At 70.2% G+C, this 24,600-nt stretch carries 24 protein-coding genes and 2 pseudogenes; 16 read left to right on the forward strand and 10 right to left on the reverse strand.

Features of this window, described 5'->3' with window-relative positions; genetic code table 11:
- Window positions 1-207: 207 nt before the first annotated feature.
- The 7 genes from WMF26_RS12845 (at window position 208) to WMF26_RS12875 (ending at window position 4,847) form a co-directional block, all read left to right on the forward strand.
- Window positions 208-423, forward strand: coding sequence for a DUF433 domain-containing protein (locus WMF26_RS12845; protein ID WP_438000557.1), 216 nt, complete (start codon window positions 208-210; stop codon window positions 421-423).
- A gap of 11 nt (window positions 424-434) precedes the next feature.
- A complete protein-coding gene (locus tag WMF26_RS12850; protein ID WP_438002402.1) occupies window positions 435-731 on the forward strand; it encodes a DUF5615 family PIN-like protein in 297 nt (98 codons plus the stop codon).
- A 156-nt stretch (window positions 732-887) separates the two neighbouring features.
- Window positions 888-1,067: a hypothetical protein gene (locus WMF26_RS12855; RefSeq protein ID WP_438000558.1), complete on the forward strand. Its 180-nt coding sequence runs from the start codon at window positions 888-890 to the stop codon at window positions 1,065-1,067.
- A gap of 121 nt (window positions 1,068-1,188) precedes the next feature.
- Complete coding sequence (locus WMF26_RS12860) at window positions 1,189-1,608, forward strand: hypothetical protein (protein WP_438000559.1); 420 nt, start codon at window positions 1,189-1,191, stop codon at window positions 1,606-1,608.
- Between the two features lie 399 nt (window positions 1,609-2,007).
- The gene (locus WMF26_RS12865) at window positions 2,008-2,430 is read left to right on the forward strand and encodes a hypothetical protein (protein WP_438000560.1); all 423 of its coding nucleotides are present in this window, start codon (window positions 2,008-2,010) and stop codon (window positions 2,428-2,430) included.
- Window positions 2,431-3,465: 1,035 nt separating this feature from the next.
- The gene (locus tag WMF26_RS12870) at window positions 3,466-3,915 is read left to right on the forward strand and encodes a hypothetical protein (protein WP_438000561.1); all 450 of its coding nucleotides are present in this window, start codon (window positions 3,466-3,468) and stop codon (window positions 3,913-3,915) included.
- Window positions 3,912-4,847 (forward strand): hypothetical protein, encoded by a 936-nt coding sequence (locus WMF26_RS12875; RefSeq protein ID WP_438000562.1) that lies wholly within the window; start codon window positions 3,912-3,914, stop codon window positions 4,845-4,847. Before WMF26_RS12870 ends, WMF26_RS12875 begins: the two co-directional genes overlap by 4 nt.
- Window positions 4,848-5,002: 155 nt before the next feature.
- Here the strand turns inward: WMF26_RS12875 and WMF26_RS12880 are convergent, their stop codons facing one another.
- On the reverse strand, window positions 5,003-5,965 hold the full coding sequence (locus WMF26_RS12880) for a LysR family transcriptional regulator (RefSeq protein ID WP_438000563.1): 963 nt from the start codon (window positions 5,963-5,965) through the stop codon (window positions 5,003-5,005).
- Between the two features lie 113 nt (window positions 5,966-6,078).
- Between WMF26_RS12880 and WMF26_RS12885 the strand changes: the two genes are divergently transcribed.
- On the forward strand, window positions 6,079-6,558 hold the full coding sequence (locus WMF26_RS12885; RefSeq protein ID WP_438000564.1) for a DUF4260 domain-containing protein: 480 nt from the start codon (window positions 6,079-6,081) through the stop codon (window positions 6,556-6,558).
- The gene (locus WMF26_RS12890) at window positions 6,555-6,764 is read left to right on the forward strand and encodes a hypothetical protein (protein WP_438000565.1); all 210 of its coding nucleotides are present in this window, start codon (window positions 6,555-6,557) and stop codon (window positions 6,762-6,764) included. Before WMF26_RS12885 ends, WMF26_RS12890 begins: the two co-directional genes overlap by 4 nt.
- Before the next feature lie 557 nt (window positions 6,765-7,321).
- Here WMF26_RS12890 and WMF26_RS12895 read toward each other — a convergent pair.
- Window positions 7,322-8,203, reverse strand: a pseudogene (locus WMF26_RS12895) (PA4780 family RIO1-like protein kinase); the annotation flags it as partial.
- 477 nt (window positions 8,204-8,680) lie between these two features.
- On the reverse strand, window positions 8,681-9,661 hold the full coding sequence (locus tag WMF26_RS12900) for a LysR family transcriptional regulator (protein ID WP_438000566.1): 981 nt from the start codon (window positions 9,659-9,661) through the stop codon (window positions 8,681-8,683).
- Between the two features lie 42 nt (window positions 9,662-9,703).
- On the opposite strand from WMF26_RS12900, the gene WMF26_RS12905 reads away from it, so the two are divergent.
- Complete coding sequence (locus WMF26_RS12905) at window positions 9,704-10,762, forward strand: SDR family oxidoreductase (RefSeq protein ID WP_438000567.1); 1,059 nt, start codon at window positions 9,704-9,706, stop codon at window positions 10,760-10,762.
- A 136-nt stretch (window positions 10,763-10,898) separates the two neighbouring features.
- Here WMF26_RS12905 and WMF26_RS12910 read toward each other — a convergent pair.
- The 3 genes and pseudogenes from WMF26_RS12910 to WMF26_RS12920 all read right to left on the reverse strand — a co-directional run.
- Window positions 10,899-11,165, reverse strand: a pseudogene (locus WMF26_RS12910) (NAD(P)-dependent oxidoreductase); the annotation flags it as partial.
- Window positions 11,166-11,237: 72 nt separating this feature from the next.
- On the reverse strand, window positions 11,238-11,711 hold the full coding sequence (locus tag WMF26_RS12915) for an SRPBCC family protein (RefSeq protein WP_061628614.1): 474 nt from the start codon (window positions 11,709-11,711) through the stop codon (window positions 11,238-11,240).
- A 41-nt stretch (window positions 11,712-11,752) separates the two neighbouring features.
- Complete coding sequence (locus WMF26_RS12920) at window positions 11,753-12,622, reverse strand: NmrA/HSCARG family protein (RefSeq protein ID WP_438000568.1); 870 nt, start codon at window positions 12,620-12,622, stop codon at window positions 11,753-11,755.
- Window positions 12,623-12,725: 103 nt separating this feature from the next.
- Here WMF26_RS12920 and WMF26_RS12925 point away from each other — a divergent pair, with 103 nt between their 5' ends.
- A complete protein-coding gene (locus tag WMF26_RS12925; RefSeq protein ID WP_438002403.1) occupies window positions 12,726-13,619 on the forward strand; it encodes a LysR family transcriptional regulator in 894 nt (297 codons plus the stop codon).
- A gap of 28 nt (window positions 13,620-13,647) precedes the next feature.
- On the opposite strand, the gene WMF26_RS12930 is transcribed toward WMF26_RS12925, so the two are convergent.
- On the reverse strand, window positions 13,648-13,953 hold the full coding sequence (locus tag WMF26_RS12930) for a hypothetical protein (protein ID WP_438000569.1): 306 nt from the start codon (window positions 13,951-13,953) through the stop codon (window positions 13,648-13,650).
- Between the two features lie 857 nt (window positions 13,954-14,810).
- Between WMF26_RS12930 and WMF26_RS12935 the strand changes: the two genes are divergently transcribed.
- Both WMF26_RS12935 and WMF26_RS12940 read left to right on the forward strand, forming a co-directional pair.
- Window positions 14,811-14,996 carry a hypothetical protein gene (locus WMF26_RS12935; protein WP_437337390.1) on the forward strand — a complete coding sequence of 62 codons (186 nt, stop codon included), beginning with the start codon at window positions 14,811-14,813 and terminating at the stop codon, window positions 14,994-14,996.
- A gap of 119 nt (window positions 14,997-15,115) precedes the next feature.
- On the forward strand, window positions 15,116-17,479 hold the full coding sequence (locus WMF26_RS12940) for a beta-L-arabinofuranosidase domain-containing protein (RefSeq protein WP_438000570.1): 2,364 nt from the start codon (window positions 15,116-15,118) through the stop codon (window positions 17,477-17,479).
- Between the two features lie 202 nt (window positions 17,480-17,681).
- On the opposite strand, the gene WMF26_RS12945 is transcribed toward WMF26_RS12940, so the two are convergent.
- Window positions 17,682-19,577, reverse strand: coding sequence for a metallophosphoesterase family protein (locus tag WMF26_RS12945; protein WP_438000571.1), 1,896 nt, complete (start codon window positions 19,575-19,577; stop codon window positions 17,682-17,684).
- Here WMF26_RS12945 and WMF26_RS12950 point away from each other — a divergent pair.
- The gene (locus WMF26_RS12950; RefSeq protein WP_438000572.1) at window positions 19,576-20,355 is read left to right on the forward strand and encodes a hypothetical protein; all 780 of its coding nucleotides are present in this window, start codon (window positions 19,576-19,578) and stop codon (window positions 20,353-20,355) included. The genes WMF26_RS12945 and WMF26_RS12950 overlap by 2 nt on opposite strands.
- 186 nt (window positions 20,356-20,541) lie before the next feature.
- Window positions 20,542-21,897, forward strand: coding sequence for an FG-GAP repeat domain-containing protein (locus tag WMF26_RS12955; protein WP_438000573.1), 1,356 nt, complete (start codon window positions 20,542-20,544; stop codon window positions 21,895-21,897).
- A 36-nt stretch (window positions 21,898-21,933) separates the two neighbouring features.
- On the opposite strand, the gene WMF26_RS12960 is transcribed toward WMF26_RS12955, so the two are convergent.
- Window positions 21,934-23,223, reverse strand: a complete 1,290-nt coding sequence (locus WMF26_RS12960; protein ID WP_438000574.1) for a tetratricopeptide repeat protein — start codon at window positions 23,221-23,223, stop codon at window positions 21,934-21,936.
- A gap of 223 nt (window positions 23,224-23,446) precedes the next feature.
- Window positions 23,447-23,866: a hypothetical protein gene (locus tag WMF26_RS12965; RefSeq protein WP_438000575.1), complete on the reverse strand. Its 420-nt coding sequence runs from the start codon at window positions 23,864-23,866 to the stop codon at window positions 23,447-23,449.
- A 388-nt stretch (window positions 23,867-24,254) separates the two neighbouring features.
- Between WMF26_RS12965 and WMF26_RS12970 the strand changes: the two genes are divergently transcribed.
- The gene (locus tag WMF26_RS12970) at window positions 24,255-24,545 is read left to right on the forward strand and encodes a hypothetical protein (protein WP_438000576.1); all 291 of its coding nucleotides are present in this window, start codon (window positions 24,255-24,257) and stop codon (window positions 24,543-24,545) included.
- Window positions 24,546-24,600: the final 55 nt, after the last annotated feature.

Consider the following 24,600-nt stretch of genomic DNA (forward strand, 5'->3'; position numbering starts at 1 on the left):
CGTCAGCCGCGCTGGCGGGCAATCCGTCACCGCTCTTGCCGCCGACACTCGGGAGCCCGCCCTCGCACGGGTTCACCACGGCAGGCCCGCCGGCCACGGTCTCTCCCGTCCCTCGACGTCGAAGTCGACCGGGGCCGGCAGCAGATACTGCTGAAGCCGAGCCGAAATTGTGGCAGCGTTCACGTCATGAACCACCGCGATCGAATCGTGCGAGATCCTCTCGTCTGTGGGGGCGAGCCGGTCATCAAGGGGACGCGGGTCACGCTCCGGACGCTGCTCACCAGCCTGTCGGACGGCGACTCGATCGAGGACATCCTTCGGGACTACCCGACCCTGACCGCGGACGACGTGCGCGCAGTGATCGCGTTCGCCGCGGATTCCGTCCGGGAAGATCTACCGGCGCCCAAGGTCGTCGGGTTCTGAGGCGCATCAACCTGGACGAGAATCTGCCGACTTCCCTGGTCGAGGCGCTTGTGCAGCTCGGCCACGACGCGGACTCGGTGCAGCAAGAGGCGCTTCAGGGGTCGCCAGACGCCGGCGTATGGGCGGCGGCTCAGCCAGAGAGCCTCGACGAGCCCGAGCAGACGACCGAGGAGGCCGAGGCTGCGCGGGCCGAGGAGATCCAGCAACGTCTCGCCAACGTCGACGCCGGGGTCGTCACGCCGGTCCCCTGGCCGGAAGCCCGACGCCGCATCCTGGCGGCTGCAAACGGCCGTCGTGAGGCTCGTTGAGGTTCTGCCAGCCGCACTCGCGGAAGCCGAGGAGGCTGCGGCGTGGTACGCGAACGGGATCCACGCGTAGCGGTACGGTTCGCCGAAGGGATCGAGGCAGCATTGATCCGTATTGCGGAGGCGCCGGACCGCTGGAGCTCGTGGAGGAGTAATATCATGCGCTATTCCGATTCCATCATCGACGAGGTCCGTGCTACCCGCGACGCCATCGCCAAGGAGCACGACGATGATATTGATAAGCTCGCCGAGGCGCTCAAGGCGCGTGAGGCCAAGAGCGGGCGGAAGCTCGTACGGCTGCCACCGCGCGAGGCGACGCTCGTTCGCAAAGCCTCGTGACGAGGCGATGGGCGATAGCTCCGCCCAACAAGGGCCTGCTGACCGACGTGTGGGGGCGCGCAGCGCACCCACACGCGGCAGAAGCCCAAGTCGCTCGGCGAGCGGAGGCGGCAGAGGTGCGATGAGATCGGTCGTCGTTTTCCTGCGGGACACGATAGAGTCTGCGGTCACGGCGTACCTCGACGCCGCCTACCCGGAGCAGCGGGCGCCGTGGGTCGTGTTCGTGGAGGGTGACCCCTGCCTGTACATCAACCTGTACCGGGACGGCCCTCGTGAGCACGAGTCGGAGGACTGGGCCGACATCGTCCATCGTTTCGGCGGTGAGCCGGCGGCCTGCGTGATCGCCGATGTGTCCGGGCGGCACCCCGGCGACGAGCAGGTGGCCGGGTTCGTGGCCGGGCTGCTGGCCCGGTTCAGCGGGGCGGCGATGGACGACTACACCGCGCACCTGTGGTCGCTGGACGAGCTACGGGGTGGGCACCGGGTTCGGGGGCACCCGTTCTTTGACTACAACGGCTGGTTCGCGGAGAAGGGCTCTTAGGGCCGAACCAGGCGCTGCACCTGACCTGGCAGGCCTGTAGGATTTCCCAGATTCGTGGCTCCCCCGCGCCCCCCGCCCGCCGGGCAGGTGAGCTTGTGCGGTTCGCTGGGCGAGCTCCAATCCAGCGATTCAGCAAACCGGCGCGTCTCCAGGGCGACGCCATCCTCCCCCGTGATGATCTCGCCCTGCTCGCCCAGCCGATGCCGCCCTTGACCGGCGGCCCCAGCGTGAAGGTGACGCCCAGGGCCGTGAGCCGGTCCTCGTCGAGGTAGGCGATGCCGATCGAATCGGCCCCGCGCCCCGGGCCGCCGTAGCCGCAGTGAAGCACTGTAAGGCGGCAGGCAGGTCGACCGTTCCCCCGGAATGCATACGAGCTTGGGTCGAGGAGCTGGTCGTCTCGTGATCGCCGTCGCCGCGCTGCTGGCCGCGTGCGGCGACGCACACCGTCCGGGTGGGCCCCCGCGGGGCGCGGAGCAGCCGCCCGAAGCCGCCGTGACGCCGACTGCGGCATCGACGGCGACCGTCGCCGGCGGGCCGACGGGGGCGCCCCTGCCGCCCGGCCCGGCGACCTGCGCTGCCGCGTCGGACTGCGTGTTCGTGGCCGCGACCGACCGCTGCTGCTCTTGCGGCACGATCTCGTCGAGGGCGGTCGCGAGTGCGTCCAACCTGGTGATCTACGACGGCAGCGGAGACTTCTTCCGTGAGCTCAACGCCCGTAGTGCCCCCGCGTGCCGGAACCTCCAGTGCGCCCCGTGCCCGCCACCGCCGCAGCTCGCGTGCGTGGCCGGCACGTGCCAGGCCGCGCCGCAGCCAGGCCCCTGATGTGAATAGGTAACCGGCACCGCGCGGATGGTCACGATGCCCCTGGCTGGGTGGTTACGCCTCGTCCGCCTCGCTGGGGCTAGCCGCCGTCGCCGCCCGGGCCGCCGTCGGACATCTCGATCGCGCTGTCGCGCACGTCACCGTGGCGTGCAGCGCGACGAGGCCGACGCTCGGGGAGCCGTTCTCGCCCCCCTTGTCGCCTCGGCCACGCAGCCACCGCAGCCGCCGGCCCCCGCCGCGCATCGAATCGAGGGGGGCGGCGTGCCTGGCGCCGCGGGCAGCGGGCCGCGGAGGTGGTGCACGAATGAAAAAGAGTTGCGCTGCAACCACAAAAGGCGCGCGAGGCGACGCCGGGGCTGCACAGGAGACCGATCGGGCCTGCGCAGGCGCCAGACGATGATGACGAAGGACCCCAGCGGGGGCGCGCAGGAGGGTCGCGAGGGCCGCGCAGGACGGGGGCCAGTGTAGCGCAGGACACCAACTGGGGGTGCGCAGGAGCGCGCCCAGGCCGCGCAGGAGGGCCTGCGGGGCTGCGCAGGAGACCCACCGGGGCCGCACAGGACGGCGCCGGGGCTTGTTCAGGAAGGCCAATGGGCTGCGCAGGCTGGCCGACGGCGCTGCGCAGAAGGGCGCCGGGGCTTGTCCAGGAGGGTCAATGGGCTGCACAGGAGGGGCGGCGGGGCTGCGCAGGAGAGGCGGCGGGGCTGCACAGGAGGGGCGGCGGGGCTGCACAGGCGTGCCGCGGCAGCGCTATATCGTCCGATAGGGAGCGAGATGGGGGCCGGAGCGCCTTCGGGCAGGGGGCGGCGCGCGCGAGCCTTGGCAATGAGACGGCGGGCCGGAGCGCCTTCGGGCAGGGCGCGACGCGCGCGAGCCGGGGCGATTCGGGGCCGCAGGCACACCTCACCGTCACCGCTGGCGAGTTCACACAGGTAGGGCGCAGCTGTCAGGCCGTATCGGAGGCCGCGCACCAACAATTTCGCGGAAAGTCCGCTGGTCCCAAGCTTGCCAGGCTCGCGAGCGAAGCTTGCCAGGGTGGGAACCGACGTCGAGATGGAAGGGACCCTTCAGAAAGGGCGGCGCGCGCCCGAGTTCTTGGCGTGGGCGCCGCTGGCGGCCGTCGCGCTGTTCACGTTCAATAACTTCTGGCTCAAGGGGCGGGCGCCGGTCGTGCTCGCCGGCAAGCTCAGCGACTTTGCCGCCTGCTTTTTCTTGCCGCTGTTCGTGGCGGCGCTGCTCGCTCGCGTCACGCGCTGGTCGCGAGCGCGGCGGGTGGCGCTCGGGGCCGTCACGACGGCGCTTGTATTCACGCTGGTGAAGACGAACGCAGCGGCGTCGGCCGTGCTCGACGGCTTTTGCGCCGCGCTCGGCTCGCTCGTGGCGCTGCGGTCACCAGCCAATCGCGTGGATCCGACCGACCTGCTCGCGTTGCCGATGGTGCTGCTCGCGTGCTGGTGGTCGAACAATCAGGGGAGAAAACGATGAAGAGGTGGGTAGCTCAGAAGCTCGAGCTGGTGGCGCTGATCGCGACGGGCGCCTCGCTGGTGGCGCACGGCGGGGACATCCCGACGTGCGTTCTGAACGACGCCGAGAGCATCACCGTCAACGTGACCGGCGATTGCGGTCCTGCTGGCGTCGTCACCATCGAGCTGGGGGATGCGTCGTGCTCGGTCAGCGTGAGCGGGGACCAGACGGGCTTGCCTCGCTCGGGGCACAGCAGCAATGGCTTGAGCTCGGGGTTCACCCTGCGGGCCGAGGAGGCAGACGGCATCGAGCGCGAATGCACCGCGAAAAAGCAGGCGGACGCCGAGGACACGTACAAACTGAGCTGCTTTGTCAGCCGCAAAGTTGGCGGTCCGTCCTCGACCCTGGCGTGCGAAGCCGAGCTTTCGCCCGTCAGCGACGGGTGCGACTTGCGCCAATGCGCCCCGCTCGCGTGCCCGGACGGCCAGGAGCCGCGCTCGGTGGCAGGTGCTTGCTGCCCGGTGTGCGTCGAGCCGCCGCCGGTGCCGGCCCACCCGTGCGCCGACGTCGAGTGTCCCAGCGCCTGTCCGGAAGGGCAGGAGCTGGTCTACTCCGGTGCCGGGTGCTGCGCCGAGTGCATCACGCAGTCTGCAGCTTGCTTCGAGCAGCGCGACGCCTTCGAGCCCGAGCGAGCCGCGACGCTCGCGCTGGCGCGCGCCTGCAAGACGGACCTGGATTGTACGTTCACCCTGCTGTGGACGCGCTGCGGCCCCAGCTGTCCGGTCCCCATCGCCGGCAACGCCATCGGCTCGACGTACGAGACGCTGCGCCTCGCGGCCGAGGAGACCTGCCCGGACTGCATCCCGGCGGAGCCCCAATGCAGCAGCGAGCAAACCATGACGGGGCGCCCCGCGTGCGTCGACGGCGCGTGCGTCGGCATCAAATACGAGTGATTCTGCCTCCTCCGTAGAACTCGTGGGTGAGCCATTCGGGCTCCGGCAGGTTCCCGAGCGCGTGGTCGATGGCAACCTCCGCGTGTTCGTAGGTCCGAACCCCGTACGTTTTGGGGGAGACCCCACCTCCGTCGTCATGAACGGGTCCTCGCCGCTCAGCCCGAGCTGGGCCTTCCCCGCGCGCCCGGCGGCCGGGCCTTCGCCGCCACCGGCCGTGGTTCGCCTGCCTGGGTCGCGTAGGCACCGAGCTGCGCGACGAGGTGCTCGAAGACGAGGCGGACGCGGCGCACGGCGCGCAGATCCTCGTGCATGACGACCCAGACGTCCAGGTGGAAGGCGAGCGCGGGCAGCACGCGCACGAGCGGCACCGGCCGCCGGCTGAGCGGGAGCTGGCACACCCCGATGCCGAGGCCGGCGCGCACCGCGGCGAGCTTCGCGACGTCGCTGTCGCTGCGGAACGCATAATCGCGCGGCGTGGTGACGAGCCCGGCGGCGGCGAGCCCGTCGATGATGGCGCGCGAGCGGTCGGCGCCGATGAGGGCGTGGTCCGGCACGAGCCCCGCGAGCGACGTCGGGGCAGCGCGCGCGGCGAGGTACGCCTTGGTGGCGAAGAGGCCGAGCTCGACGCGCCCGGCGCAGCGCCTCACCAGGCCGGCCTGCGTCGGCTCCGCCATGCGCACGGCGACATCGGCGTCGCGGCGCAGGAGATCCTCGGTGCGATTCGTGGCGACGAGCTCGATCTGAAGGCGCGGATGAGCGACGCGGAGCGCGGCGAGCATCGGGGGGAGCACCTCGGCGCCGACGACCTCGCTGCACGTGACGCGCACGGTGCCGCGGTCGGCATCGGCGGGGCTCGACACGGCGCGCACGAGGGCGCGCGCGCTCGCGGCGATGGACTCGGCGTAGGGCAGCGTGGCGAGCGCGAGCTCGGTCGGCACCAGGCCGTTCGGCGCGCGGGTGAAGAGCACGACGCCGAGCTGCGCCTCGAGGTGCTCGATCTGGCGGCGCACGGTGGGCTGCGCGACGCCGAGGGCGCGCGCGGCGGCGGAGAGGCTGCCGGTGCGCATGACGGCGAGGAAGGCACCGTAGAGGTCCCACGAGGGCTCGGCTGGGCTCATCAAAAGATGATGAGCGGATGGACGCATTTGTACAATGTTCATGAGCACCCGCAGCGACCATGCTCTCCACGTCGCCGGCACCCGCGCCGGTGCGCACGACGAGGAGAACGACCATGACCACCGCCGCGACGCTCCCTGCGCTCGACCTTGCTCCCTCGACCCGCCGCCCCGCGCCGCAGCCCATCTGCGAGATCTCGGCGGGCGGGGCCAAGGGCATGCCGCGCGCGCTCCTGCGCCTCGAGGGCGCGCTCGTGCTCGGCGCAGCGCTGCTCGCCTACGAGCACCTGGGCGGGCGCTGGGGATGGTTCGCGGCGCTGTTCCTCCTGCCCGACCTGTCGCTGCTCGGCTACCTCGCGGGCCCGCGCGTGGGCGCGGCGGTCTACAACGCGGGGCACAGCCATCTGGCCCCGGCGCTGCTCGCGGTCGCGTCGGTCGCGCTCGGCTCGCCGGCGCTGCTGCTCGGCGCGGCGATCTGGGTCGGGCACATCGGCTTCGATCGGATGCTGGGCTATGGGCTCAAGTACGGGACGGCGTTCGGCGACACGCACCTCGGCCGCGTGGGCTCGAAGCGCTCTTTGAGTCGAGCCACGTGAATGCCATCGGCGACGATCTCGGCGTGAGCGAGCGCCACCGCCGCCGCGTGTTCCGCGACGCGGTCGGGGTCGGCCCGAAAGCGTTCGCCGAGCTCGCAGGAGGGTCGACGGACTGCACAGGAGGGCCGGCGAGCTGCCGCTCCGCCTATCCCCAGCTCCGCGATCACCTCACCGCCGTGCGCGTCCAGCACGCTGAGACGCGGTGACGCGCGGACCCGCCGCGTGCGACCCCACGCGGGGCCTATCAGGGGTTCCGGCGCGTGCCCGAACGCCGATCGCTGGTGCTCACCGAGATGACGACACGGCGGCGTGGCCGCGACGCCGCCTGAGCCTCCCCTTGCTGCGGCGGCCCTTGCATCGCCTGGTGCTGTTGAGGCCTGTGCGGCGCCTCGTGCTGCTGCGGCCTGCGCGGCGCCTCGTGCTGCTGCGGCCTGTGCGGCGCCTCGTGCTGCGCGGGCCTTTGCGCCGTCGCATGCTGGGCCGGTCGATGGTCTGGCCGATGCCGCTGTGGTCGCTGCCTCGCCTCGTACTGCACCGGCGGTTGTCCTGATGGGTGCTGCGGTGGCCTTTGGGCAGGCGCGTTGCCCGCGTGCTGCGGCCTCTGATCAGGCCCGGCGTTTTGCGGCCCTCGCCCTGGTCCGTGCTGCCGCGGCCTTGGCCCGCCCCCATTCCCGGCATGCGCAGCCGGCCTCTCCGCCCGCCGCGGTCGGTCCCGCGGATCGGTCGTTCGCCCCTCGGTCGTGGGCGCCTCGGGGGCGGGCGCGGGCGCGGGCGATGGGGTGGTCTTCGGCGCTCCCCGCATGCTGAGGCCCTGACGCTCGCGGCGCTTGCGCTCGTCGTAGTTCGCGTCGCCGATGAGGTCGAGCACGGCGCGGGTATCCACCCTTCGCTCGGAGACCCGATGGCGGCCGGTCAATCGGGTCTCAGGGGTAAGCGCGCCGCTGGCGTAGAGCTCCCACATCTCCTCACCATACGCGGCTCGCCGTTGCTCGGGCACGAAGCGCGTGAGGAAGCGATGGAGGTTGTCGACGTCACGGAGCAGGAGCTGCTTGGCGTTCTGGTTCTTCGCGGCGTCCACCGACTGGGGGAAGTCGATGATCACTGGCCCGTCGGCGCTCATGAGCACGTTGAAGTCCGACAGATCGCCGTGCACGACGCCGGCGCACAACATCCGCATGACCTCGCCGATCAGGCGATGATAGACCCACGTGGCCTGCTCTCGGTCGAGGCTCGTCTCGGCGAGGCGAGGCGCGGGGCTGCCGTCGGCGTCGGTGACCAACTCCATCAGGAGCACGCCGTCGATCGCGTGGTACGGCGTCGGCACGCGGACGCCTGCATAGCGCAGGCGGTAGATCATGTCGACCTCGGTCGAGCGCCAGGCGGCTTCGTCCTGAGCCCGGCCGTGGCGCGACCGTTTGTCCATCGCGCGCTGGTCGCGGCTGTTGCGCACCTTGCGGCCCTCGGTGTACGCCGCGCGGTTCTTGAAGCTGCGGTTCTGCGCTTCTTTGTAGACCTTCGCGACGCGCAGCTCGCCGCCCGACCGGACGAGGAAGACCACCGCTTCCTTTCCGCTCATCAGCGGCCGCACAACCTCGTCGATGAGCCCTTCGTCGACCAGCGACGTGAGGTTGCTCGGAATTTGCATGTTCTCGTGTGTCTTCGTTTCTTGGGAGGAAAAATCTCCCGGCCTCCTCTTGCCGCAAAAAATGGTGCGCTGCAACCGTAGCCCACGCTTCGGCGGCTGCGCGTCGCCCGCCTGAAGGTCCCGGCGAAGGACACGCTGGAGCGCAATCTCGCCGCCCGTGGCACGCGCGAACGTCCCTGCCCGTCGTGACCGGCTTCTCGCCCCCCTCGCCGCCTCCGCCGCCGCGCTGGCCCGGCGTGCCCCAGCCGCCGTCGCCGCCCCGGTCCGTTTCCCAGCCGGCTTCGCCGATGCGCCCGATAACCTGGCCGGGGGCGCCGACGGTGCCTCGCGCGCCGTAGCTCCCGTAGCTTCCTTCCGTGCAGCCCACGTCGGCCCCGTCCCCGCGTCCTCGCCGTCCGTAGTTGCTGGGGTTCGGCGTCGGGGTGGGCTCGCCGTCGCGACCGTCCTCCGTGCCGCCGGGCAGGTAGCGCCCGACCGTCAGCCGGACTCCCCCGCGCCCCGGCGGACCAGGGCCCGCAGGTGCGGCGAGAGGGCACGGCCCGAGAAGAAGAGGTCCCGGAACCAGCGCTGCGCCGGGTCGTCGTCGTGGCGCTGCGACCACAGGGCCACGACCTGCGCGGCGGGCAGCTCGAAGGGGGGCGCGAAGACCCGCAGTCCGAACAGCTCGCGGGCGCGCTGGGCGACGCTGCTCGCGATCGTGCAGATGAGATCGGAGCTGCGAACGGCGAGGGGCGCGGCCATGAAGTGAGGCACGCGCAGGGCCACGCGCCTGCTCTCGCCGAGGCGGGCCAGGGCGCGGTCGACGGCGCCGTCGCGGCGGCCCTCGACGCTGACGAGGACGTGGCCGACGGAGACGTAGGTCTCGAGGTCGAGGCGGCGCGCGATCGCCGGGTGGCCCTTGCGGACCACGACGGCGAACGGCTCCTCGTAGAGCGGCGCGCGGCGGAGGCCAGCGGCGGGCACGGGCTGGGAGGCGCCGATCAGGGCCAGATCGACGTCGCCGAGGACCAGCGCGGGGACGGCGTCGGGGGAGAAGCGCTCGATCTCCAGGCGCACGAAGGGGGCGTGTTTGCCCAGGTGGGCGAGCACATCGGGGAGGGTCGTGAGCTCGAAGTGGTCGATGGTGGCGATACGGAAGGTGCGCGTCGAGGTGCGCGGATCGAAGGGCTCGGGGGAAGCGAGGGCGCGGCGGAGATGCTCGAAGGCGGCGGGCAGGGCCGCCCGGAGCTGGAGGGCGCGCGGCGTGGGGGCGAGGCCGCGGCCGAGGGGGGTGAGCAGGGGATCGCCGAAGAGCTCGCGCAGGCGCGCCAGGGAGTGGCTCATCGCCGACTGGCTGACGTGGGCGCGGCGCGCCGCAGCGCTGACGCTGCCCTCGATGAGCAGCGCCTCGAGGGCGGGAAGGAGGTTCAGGTTGATGCTGCGGACATCGATCTCGCTCATGCCTGGTATGAGATACATCCAATTTTCATCATGGGTCCAGCGACGCATGCTGGGCGGCCTATGAACGTGAGCGACGTCGAGGTTCTGGTGACGGGGGGTACGGGGTTCATCGGGCGCTGGCTGCTGGCCGAGCTGACCCGGACGAAGGTCGTGGCGGCGCCGGTGCGCCGCGCGCGGCAGCGGGCCGCGGCGCTCGCCGCGTTCGTCGACGCGCACGGCGGCGATTCGCGGCGGCTCCTGGTGGTCGAGGGCGATGTGGAAGAGGCGTCGCTCGGCCTTTCGGACCGCTTCGAGCACGTGCGCGATGTCTATCACCTGGCGGCGCGCTTCGCCTTCGGGCTCGGCGCGCAGGAGGCGCGGCGCTGCAATGTCGAGGGCTCGCTGCACGCGGCCGGGTGGGCGCTCTCGCGGCCCCGCCTGCGGCGCTTCGTCTATCTCGGCGGCTACCGCATGCTGCACGCGAGCACCCGGCCGGGCGCGGAGAGCGCGCTGACCGAGCGCGCGCGGGGCCGGCTCTACCGCCGGCTCGGCGCCTACGAGGCGTCGAAGCACGAGTCGTATCTCGCCGTGCGCCGCTTCGCGGCCGAGCGCGGGCTGCGCTGGACGGCCGTGCATCCGAGCAGCGTCATCGGCGACTCGCGCAGCGGCGAGACGACGCAGCTCACCGGCCTCGGCGAGACGGTCGAGCGGCTCTGGCAGGGCCGCTTGCCGGCCCTGGTCGGCAGCGAGCGCACCTTCCTGCCGCTGGTGACCGTCGACTACCTGGCGCGCTTCCTGGCGAGCGTGCCCGAGCGCCCCGAGACCGCGGAACAGGACCTCTGCGTCCTCGATCAGGCGACGCCGCGGCTGCCCGCGCTGGTCCGCGGCATCGCCGCCCACCTGGAGCGCCGCCCCCCGAGGTGGGTGCTGCCCGTCGGCCTGGTACGCCTGCTGCCGGAGGCGCTCACCGGCGTGCCGCGAGAGAGCCTGTCGTTCCTCGCCGAGGATGCCTATGACACCCGCGCGGCAGACGCCCACGCCCGCGCGATCGGGCTGGCGATGCCGCCGATCCGGACGAGCGTCGAGCGCTGGTGCGACTACCTCGCGGCGACGCGCTTCGGCGCCGCGCCCGGGAGATAGAGCTGCGCAGCGACCGCAAAGGGCGCGCGAGACGACGCCGCGGCCGGGGCTCGTCCAGGAGGGCCGGCGGGCCGCACAGGAGGCCGACGCACGACGCCGAGCGCCGAACCACAGGTCTGAACGCGCTGAGTTGCTCTCACCAGGTGATCAACGGGGAACGATGCACCCAGGTGTCGTCGCGCACCTGGTCCAAGACGAAGCTCGCGACGTCTCCTCGCGATATCGTTCCGCCGTGGAAGCTCGAGAGATCCGTGAGCGCGCGGATCGTGTTGCGGCCTTGCTTGTCGTTGAGGACGGAGGGGCGAACGAGAACCCAGTCGAGCCCGCTGTCTCTGACGATAGCCTCCTGCCGGTCCTTGTCGGCGTACACCTTGCGCAAGAGGAGCGGGAAAATCAGGTTGTTTGCATGGTAGCTACCTCGGAGAGCGGGACGCCTCCTGAGAGGCGGTCCCGTCGTTCATGCCCCTCGTGGTGATCAGAGCCGGCCCTCCGCGAGCAGCTCGCGGGTGCGCTTCAGCGTCGACAGCAAGGCGCTCTTGTAGCCCTTGTCGCCGTTCATCCACGCCTGCTCGGCCTGCTCCTCGGGGCCGTTCGGCGCTTTGCCGCGCAGGCCGAGGTAGCAGTAGAAGCGGAGCTGGAGCGCGCCGTCGGCGTCCTCGAACAGCTCGTTGATGATCGCGCCCTCGCGGGGACCGGTGGCCTGGAAGAAGGTGACCTTGCTCTGCGGCTCGAACGTGATGATCTCGCGCAGGTCTTCGCCCGCGATCGTGGCCTCTCGCACGATGTGAGAAGCGCTCTCCTCGACGACGTCGCAACGGGTGCAGAGGCCGGGCGGGAGGAACAGGCGGGCGTCGCGGGCCTTGAGGACCAGGCCCTCCCATGCCTGCGCGCGGGTCAGCGCGGTCTCGCCTTCGGGGTTCACGGGGACGGTGGCGGTCGAATAGATCATGAGGATGTTCCTTGTCGTGCGTGTCGAGGTTCGCTCGGCCGTCAGCCCGAGGTCGCGATCTCGGCGGCGAAGTCGCGGTAGGAGCGCAGGGGGCGCCCCAGGAGCGTGGTGAGACGCGCCACGTCGCCGGCCTCGGGGAGCATGCCCTCGCTGAGGAAGCGCTCGCTCATCAGGCGCATGTCGAAGGCCATCCAGCTCGGCATGAACCGCCGGAGGCTCTGCTCGAACCCGGCGGTGTCATCGCCAGGATAGGCGATCGGGCGCCCCAGGACCTCCGTCCAGATGGCCGCGACATCCGCGCCGGTCAGCGTGTCGGGCCCGACGAGATTGATCCGGTCGAGGGGAAGCGGGGCGGCGGCCCGCTCGCGGCGGAGCAGCTCGATGGCCGCGATCTCGCCGATGTCGCGCGCGTCGATCATGGCGAGCCCCTTGCCGCCGATCGGCATCGGGTAGACACCGACTCCGGTCACCACGTCCTTGACCGTGACATCGTTGTTCATGAAGTACGCGGGGCGCAGGATGGTGGCGCGGAGGCCCATCTGCTCGATCATGCGCTCGACGGCGAACTTGCCCGCGAAGTGCGGCACGTTCACGTAGCGGTCGCTGTGGATCACCGACAGGTAGACGATCCGCTCGACGCCGGCCTCGCGGGCGAGGTTGAGCGCGATCAGGGCCTGGGTGAATTCGTCAGGCACCACGGCGTTGAGCAGGAAGAGCGTGGAGACGCCCGAGAAAGCGTTCCGCAGCGCGTCGACGTCGAGCAGGTCGCCCTGCGCGACGGCGACGCCCGCCGGGAAGTTGGCCTTGGCGGGATCGCGGACGAGCGCGCGCACGCCGGCGCCGCGCTTCGCGAGCTGTTCGACGACGTGGCGGCCGACTGTGCCGGTCGCGCCGGTAACGAGGATGGTCATGGGGGTCGCTCCGGTTTGGGTCGAAAGACACCCTGCAAATTAGTGGTTCACAGCCATGCCGATAGACGTTACCTTGGGACAGACCGTCTCGCTGGTGGAACGCATGGATTTGCTCGCTCTCGCTGATTTCAGCCTCGTCGCCCGGCACGGGGGCTTCGGACGAGCCGCGCGCGCCGCGGGGCGCCCGAAAGCGACCCTGTCCCGCCGGGTCGCGGAGCTGGAGGCCGCCCTCGACCTGCGGCTCTTCGAGCGCGGGGGGCGCACACTGAAGCTCACCGAGGAGGGACGGGCGCTCTTCGAGCGAACGGGAGCGTTGCTCACCGAGCTCGACGAGACCGCGGCGGCGATCGCCTCGGGCGGGGGCCGGCCGCGAGGCAAGCTGCGAATCAGCGCGCCTCTGCTCTTCTCGCAGATCGCGATGGGCAAGATCGCGGCCGGGTTCGCGCTGAAACATCCGGAGGTCCGGCTCGAGGTCACGACGGAAGATCGGAAAGTCGACATGGTCGAGGAAGGTTATGACCTGGTGATCCGGGTCAATCCGGATCCGGATGAGAGCCTCGTCGGACGGATCTTGATGCGCGATCGGCTGGTCGTCGTCGCGAGCCCGGGCCTCGCTCGACCGGCGGACAGCCTCGCTGTTCCGGCTGTCGTGCGGGGGGCAGGCGACCGGACCGCAGCCTGGGACGTCATGGCGCCAGCTGGAAGATCACGCATCGTGGTCGATCCAGTCCTGCGCCTGTCGTCGCTCATCATGGTCCGCGATGCTGTCCGAGCGGGCGTCGGCGCCGGACGCCTCCCCATTTCACTCGTAAGTCATGATCTGGCCGCTGGAGCTCTTGTGCATTGGGGCGATGTGGACGGCCCAGACATCGTCCTGTGGACGCTCTATCCGTCCCGGAGGCTGCTGAGCGCTCGTGTCTCCGCCTTCCTCGACCACTTGAAGGAAGCCTTTCCCATGGGAAAGCCTGACGAGCTGGCCGCCTTTATCGGCGCATGAGGCGGCTGACCCCGCCGCGAGCGAGGCGTCATGCGCGGCGGGCGGTCGGGACCTCGTAGGCGAACGAGCCGCGCTCATCGAGGTGGTAGGCGGAGACGTCACGGTCGATCCTGCGGCCGCCTGCGCTCGTGAGCATGCGCCGGGGACAGACGCGCACGCGGGCCTGCGCGGCGCCGGGGAGGAGCTCGAAGCGGCCGGCGCTGAAGCCGTGGAGGCGGGTCACGGCGCCGCCGGGGCCGTCGTGCTCCTCGAGACCGAAGAGGGAGGCGCCCTGCAGGGCGTGGCGCGCGTGGCCGCCGCCGTGGGCGGTGGAGGTGGCGGTGCCCTCGTGCATGTGGCCGAAGAAGTGGGCGGCGAAGCGAAGCGAACGATGAACGCCTCCACCCGCTCCCCGCTGATAGGAAAACGTAAAAAACGGGCTCCGTCGGGCCTCCCGCTGCTCGTGCCCCAGCATGACGACCCTGGTCCCGAACCGCGCTGAAGCGGCGCCTCGGAGCGAAATGTTAACGTTAACAAATCGAATGTCAATTCGGAACGGCGCGTCCTCGCGCCCCGATGGCAGACAGGTCTCCTCCGAGCGCGCCGCGTTAATTCGGCGCGACGCGTCAATATGGCGGGCATCGGACTGCGGTCATGCAGGCGCTGCAGCGGCGCCATCACCGGCGCGCGGCGGCGCGATCTCACGCCGGCGATGCGGTCGCGACGCGACGCGTCGCGACGCGCGCCAGCCGCCGATGGGCTGATGGGCTTCCAGTTCGTCGCCGGTCCGGCGACGATCGCGGCAAGGCGCCCGCCCCTCCTGCCGCGGCGCTGCGGAGGAGCCCGCCAGCCCCGTGATCCCGCGGGATCGAGATACTTACAAACCTGTCGATTGGAATTGACAGCGGTAATGTTAACGTTCACATTGCCGTCCACGGGTGTCCTTGTCGCTGCGCATTGCTCGGGTCGCCACGCGTACCGAGGCCTTCGTCATCTGATCGATTTTTTTGCACCAGCTCCGTTCGCTCGGTCGTCGCGGCAGCGGTCGCTGAACGATGGGGATGGGCATCGGGCCGAGGGGGCTCCACCAGAGAACACGGCATACCGCGCTCGTTCGGCGGCTGTCGTGAAATATCGATTGCTGTTCACCGGAGATGATCCCCTCAAAGATGCGGCGGTGCTGGCCACGTGGCCGGGTCACAACGCCTCGCGGTGTCTGTCTCGTTCGGCGCGATGACGGGGCACCTGATCCATCGGTTTTCTCTGCCCCCGCTCCTGGTGACGCTCGCGGGCATGTCCTTCGCCCGCGGCGCGGCGTTCCTCGTCAGCATGCAGCCCATCGGCATCGATCACATGGTCAATTTACCAACCTCGAAGAGCGGTCTGGGCAGTGCTTGAGCGCGATGGTGCGACGGTCGACAAGCGAATAGAGAGGAGGCCTCGTCGCTGTTTGGCGCGGCGTAGTCTCGTCTCGAATCTCCTAGATACAACGCATTCGAGATCTGAAGGGAACTGTCATGAGTAAGAGAATCCTGCAGACCCGGCGCTCGCTCTCGGGCGCCGCCGCGTTGACTGTTTCGCTTCTGCTTGGAGCCCTCGCTCCAGGGGCGGCGTCCGCCGCGGACCCCGTCGAGAAGCTGCAGGAGTTCGCGCTGGACGAGGTGAGCGTGACCGACGCGTACTACCAGAACATCTCTTCGAAAGAGATCGCGTACATCATGAGCCTCGACCCCAACCGGCTCCTGGCGGGCTTCAAGGCGGTGTCGCAAGGAAAGGACCCTGGGAATGCGACGGGCCTCAATCTCTACGGCGGGTGGGAGGGCGGCTGGAGCCTTCTGCGCGGGCACACGATAGGCCACTATCTGTCCGCCATGGCGCGAGCGTACAAACAACTCAGTGGCTCCGACGCGGGGCAGAGCGCCGCCATCGCGCAGAAGATCGACTACACGATCGGCCAGTTGAAATCATTCCAAGACGCGAGTCCAAAAGGGTACCTGTTCGCGTCGCCGGAGACGCATTTCGACGTCATCGAGGGGAAGGCCAGCGGCTCCAGCTGGGCGCCGTGGTACACGATGCACAAGATCATCGCGGGCCTCATCGACGTCTACGAGTTCGAGGGAAATGCGACGGCCCTCGAGATCGCGAGCAGGTTGGGGGACTGGGCCTACAATCGCAGCTCAACCTGGAATGCGGACCTTCGAAAGAAGGTCCTGGGCGTTGAGTACGGCGGCATGAACGACTGCCTGTACGATCTGTACAGGCTGACGAACAAGGCCAACCACCTGGCGGCAGCCCACGTTTTCGACGAGGACACGCTCTTCACTCCGATTTCTCAAGGCAACAACGTCCTGCCAGGCAAGCACGCCAATACGCAAATCCCCAAGTTCATCGGCGCCCTGAACCGCTACCGGACGCTGGGCCAAACGGAGAACTTCTACTACACCGCGGCAGAAAAATTCTGGACCATCGTGTTGAGGGATCACACGTATGTCACCGGTGGGAATAGCCAGCTCGAGCATTTTCACGAACCCAGGCAGCTGGACGCGCAAAGGGACAACGTGAACAACGAGACGTGCAACTCGTACAACATGCTGAAGCTGGCGAGGGGGCTCTTCAAGGCCACGGGGGACGTCAAGTATGCCGACTACTACGAGCAGACCCATATCAACGAGATCATGTCTGCCGTCAATCCGACGAACGGAATGACGACCTACTTCAAGCCGATGGGGACAGGGTACTTCAAGCTGTTCGGCAAACCGGAGGACACTTTCTGGTGTTGCAACGGAACCGGCATGGAGAACTATACCAAGCTCAATGACAGCTTGTACTTCCATGACGACACGGATCTGTACGTCAACATGTTCCTCAGCTCGACGTTGAATTGGTCCGCGCGGGGGCTGTCGTTGAAACAGACCTCCAATTTCCCTGTTTCCGACAAGGCGGTTTTCGAGATCGCCGCTGCCCCGGACGATGCGGTCACGATCAACTTCAGAAAGCCCTCCTGGGTTGCTCGGTGTCAGCCCGTGACGATCACGGTCAACGGTCAGGCGTGCGACGCAACGGAGGCGAACGGCTATCTTGCGGTAAGTCGCGCCTGGAAGCCCGGCGACAAGGTGGAGCTCACGCTGCCGATGGAGGTGAAGGTGTCGAGGCTCCCCGACAACCCCAATGCGGTGGCGTTCGTCTACGGACCGGTCGTCTTGAGCGCCGGTCTCGGGACGGAGAGGATGCTGTCGGAGCCCCAGTGGGCATCCGCGAAGGCTACTATCCCCCCTGGTGTCGTCATCAAAGACACCATCGGCATCAACAACGGTATCACGATCAACGAGTGGATCGCCGACATCGAGAACAACCTGGTTCAAACCCCGGGTACGGTGGAGTTCACGCTGCGGAACACGGACTCCAATAACACGTTGAAGTTCACTCCGCACTATCAGCGATACGAAGATAGGTACGGCATCTACTTCCGCCTCACCGGGACGGCGGGTGAAAACATCCCAGACGACGGCGAGTGCTCGCCCCCTCCTGGAACTGGCAAGCTGTGCGATAGCGTCTCGCCTTCGGAAACCGTCGGAGCGACAGGCAGCGGAGCGACAGGCAGCGGAGCGACAAGCAGCGGAGCGACAGGCAGCGGAGCGACTGGCGGCGGAGCGACGAGCAACGGATCCACCGGCGGCGCGTCCGAGGGCGGCTCCGGTGGCTCGGGGGGCGCGGATGATGGCACCACGGACCAGGGCAGCTCGGGTTGCTCCTGCAGTCTCATTCGTGCTTCGTCGGAGCGCTGGCCATTCGCCGCGCTGTTCGGCCTTGGCCTGGTCGCGTGGCGCCGGGGGAGACGTCGTGAGGCGCCGCAGGGGTCGCGGACCTTCGGTGCGCGATAAGCCCCCACATCTGCCTGCGCCCGAGTAACCTCTCGCCGCTCGGGAAGCATGAACATGGTTCGACGCTCGACCAGCTCATTTGTACAGAGCTGGCGAGTGTCGTTTGGAAGCGCGGCGTCGATGCCGTCCTCGCCCGAGATCCTCTTGCCCTCCTGGTCCCCGCGGTTGCCGCCCTTGCCCGGCGGCAACAGCGTGAAGGGCGTCATGCGCGGCGGGCGGTCGGGACCTCGTAGGCGAACGAGCCGCGCTCATCGAGGTGGTAGGCGGAGACGTCACGGTCGATCCGCCGCCCGCCTGCGCTCGTGAACATGCGCCGGGGGAAGACGCGCACGCGGGCCTGCGCGGCGCCGGGGAGGAGCTCGAAGCGGCCGGCGCTGAAGCCGTGGAGGCGGGTCACGGCGCGGCCGCCGGGGCCGTCGTGCTCCTCGAGACCGAAGAGGGAGGCGCCCTGCAGGGCGTGGCGCGCGTGGCCGCCGCCGTGGGCGGTGGAGGTGGCGGTGCCCTCGTGCATGTGGCCGAAGAAGTGGGCGGCGAAGCGACCGGCCGGGTCGACCTCCTGGCGGAAATCCTGGCGTGCCTGCGGGTGGAGCCACTCGGGCGGGTGGTGGGTGAGCAGCAGGTTGATGTGGTGGCGCTGCAACCACTCGGGGGCGTACTCGTCGCAGACGGCGTGGAGCTGGCGCGGGTCCACGGCGAGGCGCTCCTGGTAGTCGGCGCCGGTGAGCTGCAGGAAGGCCGAGTTGAGGCCGATGACGCCGAGCTCGAGGCCGTGGAGCGACAGCGAGTACGCGCTGTCGCCCGGCAGGAGGCCGAGCCTCCGGCGGTCGCGGACGTGCCACCGGCAGGAATCGACCCAGTCGGTGTAGGGCCTGAAGATCTGCGCGAGGCGCTCGCGGTAGCCGAGGGAGTCCTGCGCGTCGAACACCTGGTCGCGCAGGCGCGAATTGGCGTGCCACTGCGAGAGGGCGAGCACGTACGGGTCGAGGTCCCTGGGGCGGTTCAGGTCGTGGTTGCCGGGCACGGTGATCAGCCGCGGCTGCGAGCCGAGCTGGTCGAAGCGCCGCCACAGCCTGTCGAGGGTAGCGTCGAGCTTCTGGAACTCGTCGCGGGTGCCGCACTGGGTCAGGTCCCCGGTGAACAGCACGAGGTCCCACGGGCCGCACACGTCGTGCAGGCGCGCGAGGTCGTCGAACAGCGCGGTCATGACGTTCGGCCACAGCCAGCTCGTGCCGCCCATGCCCTGGTGGAGATCGGTGAGGTGCAGCCAGCCGAGCGAGGCGGGCCTCGCGGGCGTGGACGGCGCCGGCCGCGGGGCGCTCGCGTCCTCCTCGGGAGGGCGGGTCGAGCGCGACAGCTTGGCCGAGGCGTCGGGACCCCGAGGGGCCAGGGCGACGGTCGTCGCGTCGCGTCGGGCAGTCGGCCGCGCGGGCTCCGGCGCGGGGGGCGCGGGCTCCGGCGCGGGGGGCGCGGGCGGGGCTTCTTCGAGCTCGCCCGCGTCCGAGTCCGCGGTTTCTCCGGCGAGCTGGGCCCCTTGCCAGAGCAGCACGTCGGCGCCGTGGGGCGAGATCGTGTGCTCCGCGAGGAGCTTGCGGACGCGTGCGCTGTAGTCGAGGTACCCGGTCGGCCTGCCGAGCGCGATGGGCGGGCCGCCGTCGATCGCGGCGAGCCCCCGCGCCATCGTCGTGGTCGCCGGCGGGAAGCGCATGGGATCGCGGGTGTGCAAGATCATCGACGGGAACAGCCAGCCGCCGCCCGGCAGGCTGCGCCCGCGGCGGAGCTCGGCCAGGTGCTCGGCGAGCCAGGCGTCGTCGGCTCGCCATAAAGAAGGCACCGCCGCGTTGACGCCGTCGAGCGCGGCGGCCAGCAGGTTCGCGTTGTTGCCGATCAGGCCGGTGGCGAAGCGGTTGTTCACGTCGCGGCCGTCGACGTGGTCGGCGTTGAAGAGCTGGAGCAACCGCCGGAGGCCGGCCTCGTCGAGCTTGCCGAGGGAGCCCTCGATCAGCGCGCGCGCTCGCGCGAGCGCGTCCTCCCGCCGGGCGATGCGCTCCGGGTGCAGCTGAGCCCGCGTCTGGAGCAACACCTGTTGGCGATCGAGCATGGGCGGCGACTATATCCTGGCGCGGCTCCCGTCGGCGCGCCTCGAACGAACGGGCGTGGCCCTGGCCGGGCGAGGCCATCCGAGCGATCATGCCCTCGTGGAAGCCCTGCTCCTCTCCGCGCTGGGGGTCGCGCTGACGCTCGGCCTCGGCGGGGCCGGGCTGCGATGGGCGCTGCGGCGCGCCGAGCGACAGCGGCTGCGCCGGGCGTGCGTCGACGCGATCGCGAAGCTGCGGCCAGCCCGCTTCACCGCCGCGAGGGGCCGAGCGGTGCCCGTCGGCGAGCCGCTCGTCGCGCCCTTCAGCGGGCGCCCGTGCGTCGCCTTCCGGGTCGTGCGCTGGCGGCAGGAGCGCAAGGGCGGCTTCGGCCGCAACAACCTGGGCTTCGTCTGGGTCGTCGACGACGACGCCGAGTGGGCCCCCGACTTCGCCCTCGACGACGGCACGGGCCAGGCGCTCGTCCGACCGAGCGGCCACGTGCGCTTCGACCTCGCGGACGCCGAACCGCCCCCGGACGCCGCCGGCCACGTCGACGCCTTTCGCGAGCGCTACGGGCACGAGCGCGCGTCGTTCTTCGCCGGCTTTCACGGCGCGGTTCGCTACCGGGAGACGGTCATCGAGGTGGGGCAGCCCGTGCTCGTCGCGGGCGCCGCCGCCGTCTCGAGGCCGCTCGACGCGAACGACGCGCGGGACGGCCATCGCGCGTCGCCGCGGCCGATCGAGCTTCGGCCCGACGACGACCCGCTCTACATCGGCGACGGCCGGCGACCGGACGCGTGATCCCCGATGTCCACCGCTGTGCACGACCTCGCGCAGGGGAGCGCCCGCGTCACGCGGTCGTGACACTGAGATGCAGCGGTAACATCTGGGCGTAATGCCCGCGTGACAGCAGCCGCCGACGCGCTCGGGGAGGACGCGCTGCGAGCATGTCTCGCGCTGGCACGGAAGCTGCGGATGCTGCGCGGTATGACCAACACGACGACAATCGAGGGAACCAACAAATCGAGAACCGGCAATTCGCTGCGCGGCGCGCTCTCGGTGGCCGTGACCGCGGGTCTGGCGCTCGGGGCTGGCGCGTGTCAGCTCGCCGACGAGGTGGAGGAGGCCGAGGGCATCGCCGCCCACGGCATCTCCGCGGAGGGCATCGCCAACGTGGCCGGATGCGCGCTGACCCAGGCGGGCTGCGGCGTAACCACCACCTGGTCATCGTTCTGCGCCGAGCCCGGCGCCCTGCAAGCCGCCTACTTCGACGAGGTGGCCGAGGACGTGGCCTACGTGTGCGACGACGCGCTCATGCAGCGGGCGGGCGATGACGCGGGCAAGCTGGTCTCCGATTATACCTCGTCCAACGCGCTGCCCGCCGAGGGGCGGGACATCGCCATCAGCAACGCTCCCGATCGGTTCATCGTATCTCACGCCGGCGGGCTCGCCGTCTTCCACGGCATCCAGTTCGCCAGCAATTTGCCGCGCGTGGATTACGCCGCCGCCTGTCCGGGGCCTGTCGCCATCGGCGACCTCAACCACGACGGCCGCGATGACGTGGTCGTGGTCGAGGTATGCAACGACAGGATCGTTCGCCGGCTCAGCGATGCCAGCGGCAACCTCGGCGCGCCGCTCGCCTATGGCATGGGGACGACCTACATCCACGACGTCGCCCTCGGCGATTTCAACGGCGACGGTCACCTCGACGTGGTGACTGCCAACCAGCATGAGGCGGACGGCCTCACCCCTGGCAAGGAGGGCTACGTCACCGTGCGGCGCGGCACCGGAACGGGCTCCTTCCTGGCCGCCGCCTCCTACAAGGTGGCGCCGTTCGACGGGCTGCGCATGGGCCACCCTGTGAAGGTCGTGGCCGCGGACATGAACGGTGATGGCTTCGACGACATCGTGACCGCGAACCTGCCGCGCAAAGCCAATCCGCTCAGCTGGCCGTGCTTCTCGGGCATCGACGGCAGCTGCCCGGACGTGAGCATCCTGCGCGGCGCTGCCAACGGTTTCCTCGCTCCGGTCTCGCGGGACAGCGGGGTGTCGCAGGGATTCAAGCTGGTCCACGGGCTGGTCGTGGACGACTTCAATACGGCCGGCGCGGGCATGCTCGACATCGCTGTGGCCACGTGCAGCGCGGCGACCCTCGACTGCGACGCGCGCATCTCCATCCTGCGCCAGACCGGCGGCGGCACCAGCTTCGCCGCGCCCGTGGTGCGCGAGATCGGGCCGGGTAGGATCGGAGGGATCGACTCCATCCACCCCATTTTCCTCGAGCCTGGCCTCATCTGGACCAGGCCGGGCAGCAACACGCTGGGGTTCCTGCGCGCCGAGTGAGGGCGCCGGGGGCGGCGCGGGGGAGCGTCGATCCGCTCATCTCGGCGCCGCCGGCCTCCCCGCGCCGGCGGCGGGCGCGTCGAGCGGCACGGTCGTCGTGCAGGTCCCCGCCGCGACCTCCACCGTGCGCCCGGCGAGCTTCACCCTGGCCGCGTCCCGGCCCCCCGCGCGGCTCAGCCGCACGAGCTCCCGGCCCGTCTTCGCGTCGTAGAAGAGCTCCTCGGTCTCGAGCCGCCCGGGGTCGCACGCGTCGGCCCCCGCTTCGTCCGCGCTCTTCCAGGCGCGGAGCTCCGCCTCGACCGTCACGTGCACCACGTCGGGCGCGAACCGCACGTCGAGCCGCTCCTCGGGGATACACGCCATCCGGTTCATCGCCGTGAGGTCCGTCGTCCGCAACACCATGCCCGCATGGAACACGAGCAGCGCGCCGTCCGGCCGCGACAGGACGTGATCCTCGATCTCGCCCTGGGTGCTGTTCAGGTACCGCGTCAGCAGCCACGGCGAAGGGCCCGTGCAGCGATCCGCGCCGTGGCGATCGCAGAGCGAGCGCTGCGCCTCGGCCTCCGTCGCGGGCTCCTTCGGCTCCACCTTCGGGTCGTTGTCCCGGTAGAGCTGCTCGTAGGCGTCGAGCCAGCCCCGCGCGACGACGAGCCTCGGCGCGAGGAAGTCGCCTCTGGACGGGGCCTCGCGGCGCTCGACGAGCACGCCGCACGGCATGCCGGGGCCCGCCTTGGCCCTGGCCGCGGCCGTGGGCGACAGGAAGAACGACCGGGCGAAGGCGGCGCGGGCCAGCTCGGCCTCGCCGCGCAGCTCGTCGAGCAGACCGAGGTTGTACCAGATCTGGGCGGCGAGCTTGTCGTCGGGCCCGAGCTGCTCGGCGCGCTGCAGGTCGGCGGCGGCCGCGTCGAGGTCCGCGCCGAGGCGCATCCGGGCGTGGCCGCGCTCGGCGAGGGCGCGCGGCTCGTGCGGCATCGCGGCGAGCGCGCGGTCGAAGGCGGCAATCGCCTCGGCGTACCGGCCCTCGCGCGCGGCGGCGCGGCCCCGGCCGAGGGCGCCGAGGTACGCCGCGCGATCCACCGGCGCCGCGTCGACGCGAGGTGACCCGGGCAGCGCGGCGGCCGAGCCGCTGGGCGTGGGGGCGAGCGCCGCGGCGCCGCCCGAGGCGAGCGGGGCGACGGCCGCGTCGCTCGACGCGGCGGCCGGAGCCGCGGCGCCGGCGAGCGCCTCGGGCGCCGGCTGGGGCGCGGCCGAGGGATCCGGCGCGCAGTCGCGGCACCCGGACGCGGCGAGGACCAGAAGGAGCGGCAGGGAGCGACACACACGCATCGGTCGCCCAGGATAACCGAAGACCGCGCGCCAGGGCCGGACCGCAGACCGGAGGAGTCGGGGGATCCTTGCTCGTCGCTGCCGGCGCGTGCGTGCGCCGAGGGCACGCCGCGCCCCGCCTGGGGACCGCGGACCGCCAGCCCTGCGAGCACGGAGCCTGCTCGGGCACCTCTTCGGCGGCCGACTGGCGGGGATTGCGGGAGCCGCCTCTGGTTCGGGATATTTACTCGGATTCTACGCAGATGGCATCGCCGAGCGAGCGAGAGTCGGTCGCGCGGACGTTGCAATCGTACCCTGCACCGTCAATGGAGCCACCTCCACCGATCCTCGCAATTCCCCACAGCCCGACGTGAGGGCATATCTCCTCCGCGTAGGCGGAGGCGGTCGCGAAATCCACGTGCTCGAAGCCCTCGATGCACTGCTCTCCGCCTCTCACCACCGCAAAGGTGGTCCCGCCGATGTCGAAGAGCTCGTAGTTGGGCTTGCAGAGCGTGTAGTCCAGCTCGCGGGTATCGTTCGCATGCTGCTGGCAGCTGTTCCAGGGGCCATCTATCGAACCCCCGTCCGCGATACGAAAGACTCCTGAATAGGGGAGCTCGTCGCAGCGGCCGACGAACGTCCAGAAGGCATCCACCGGGGTCAACGGTGCGTATCCTACGGGGCAACCATCTCCTTCGTAGACTTCGTACTCCACCGCCTGAGCTTGCGCGGGTGCGCCCAGCGAGATCGCTCCGGCGGCGAGGCCGCAGGTCAGGGCGCGCATGATCGTCGTGCGACAGGTGTGTTTCATTTGTCCGCCAATGGGTTGTGATGGGTTATGTTTCCAAGCCAGGCGCGTGGTCGGCGCAGGGGTTTATCGGTGCATCTCGGGCATGCCGCAAGATGCGCTGCGGGCTCCGCAGCGGAGCGCCCGTCCCGTGCTCCGTCGGCCGGCGCGGAGGTATCATTTGCACAGGTGGAAACTCTGTCAACGTCGAAACGAGCATTCCGTTTTCATGGATATCTCTGGTTGAGATGGAAATGGCAATTGGATGCGCAGAGTGTGCGGCGGCATGATGGGCGTCGCCAGCCAGCGCGCTGGAACGGCGGCGTTCGAGGGGTGGAACAGTGCTGTCGCTGCTGCGGGGAGTCGAGCCGGGAAGCGAGCCGCCGATCCCCCAGCGCTGGAGGGCGCGCCGCGGATGCAGCTCGATCGCGAGCGGCTGAAGACCGTGTACGCCGGAGCGACGCGCAAGAGCAGCGTCGAGGAGCATTTCATCTCCATGCTGGACTCGTATCCTTCCGTAGTAGACCGCTACGGAGTCGGACGACCGAACGCGTGACGCGAGGGGGCGCCGCCAGGCGCTGCGTGGCGGAGCAGCATCCTGACGCGCACGT

Source organism: Sorangium sp. So ce185, assembly GCF_051526825.1.
Classification (GTDB): Bacteria; Myxococcota_A; Polyangia; order Polyangiales; family Polyangiaceae; genus Sorangium; species Sorangium cellulosum_D.

What these genes read in the sequence shown, in the direction of transcription:
- WMF26_RS12855 (WP_438000558.1), top strand. Translation starts at nt 888, where the DNA reads ATGCGCTATTCCGATTCCATCATCGACGAGGTCCGTGCTACCCGCGAC.
- WMF26_RS12860 (WP_438000559.1), top strand. Translation starts at nt 1,189, where the DNA reads ATGAGATCGGTCGTCGTTTTCCTGCGGGACACGATAGAGTCTGCGGTC.
- WMF26_RS12875 (WP_438000562.1), top strand. Translation starts at nt 3,912, where the DNA reads ATGAAGAGGTGGGTAGCTCAGAAGCTCGAGCTGGTGGCGCTGATCGCG.
- WMF26_RS12880 (WP_438000563.1), bottom strand. Translation starts at nt 5,965, where the DNA reads ATGAGCCCAGCCGAGCCCTCGTGGGACCTCTACGGTGCCTTCCTCGCC.
- WMF26_RS12885 (WP_438000564.1), top strand. Translation starts at nt 6,079, where the DNA reads ATGACCACCGCCGCGACGCTCCCTGCGCTCGACCTTGCTCCCTCGACC.
- WMF26_RS12900 (WP_438000566.1), bottom strand. Translation starts at nt 9,661, where the DNA reads ATGTATCTCATACCAGGCATGAGCGAGATCGATGTCCGCAGCATCAAC.
- WMF26_RS12905 (WP_438000567.1), top strand. Translation starts at nt 9,704, where the DNA reads ATGAACGTGAGCGACGTCGAGGTTCTGGTGACGGGGGGTACGGGGTTC.
- WMF26_RS12915 (WP_061628614.1), bottom strand. Translation starts at nt 11,711, where the DNA reads ATGATCTATTCGACCGCCACCGTCCCCGTGAACCCCGAAGGCGAGACC.
- WMF26_RS12920 (WP_438000568.1), bottom strand. Translation starts at nt 12,622, where the DNA reads ATGACCATCCTCGTTACCGGCGCGACCGGCACAGTCGGCCGCCACGTC.
- WMF26_RS12925 (WP_438002403.1), top strand. Translation starts at nt 12,726, where the DNA reads ATGGATTTGCTCGCTCTCGCTGATTTCAGCCTCGTCGCCCGGCACGGG.
- WMF26_RS12930 (WP_438000569.1), bottom strand. Translation starts at nt 13,953, where the DNA reads ATGCACGAGGGCACCGCCACCTCCACCGCCCACGGCGGCGGCCACGCG.
- WMF26_RS12940 (WP_438000570.1), top strand. Translation starts at nt 15,116, where the DNA reads ATGAGTAAGAGAATCCTGCAGACCCGGCGCTCGCTCTCGGGCGCCGCC.
- WMF26_RS12950 (WP_438000572.1), top strand. Translation starts at nt 19,576, where the DNA reads ATGGGCGGCGACTATATCCTGGCGCGGCTCCCGTCGGCGCGCCTCGAA.
- WMF26_RS12945 (WP_438000571.1), bottom strand. Translation starts at nt 19,577, where the DNA reads ATGCTCGATCGCCAACAGGTGTTGCTCCAGACGCGGGCTCAGCTGCAC.
- WMF26_RS12955 (WP_438000573.1), top strand. Translation starts at nt 20,542, where the DNA reads ATGACCAACACGACGACAATCGAGGGAACCAACAAATCGAGAACCGGC.
- WMF26_RS12960 (WP_438000574.1), bottom strand. Translation starts at nt 23,223, where the DNA reads ATGCGTGTGTGTCGCTCCCTGCCGCTCCTTCTGGTCCTCGCCGCGTCC.
- WMF26_RS12970 (WP_438000576.1), top strand. Translation starts at nt 24,255, where the DNA reads ATGCGCAGAGTGTGCGGCGGCATGATGGGCGTCGCCAGCCAGCGCGCT.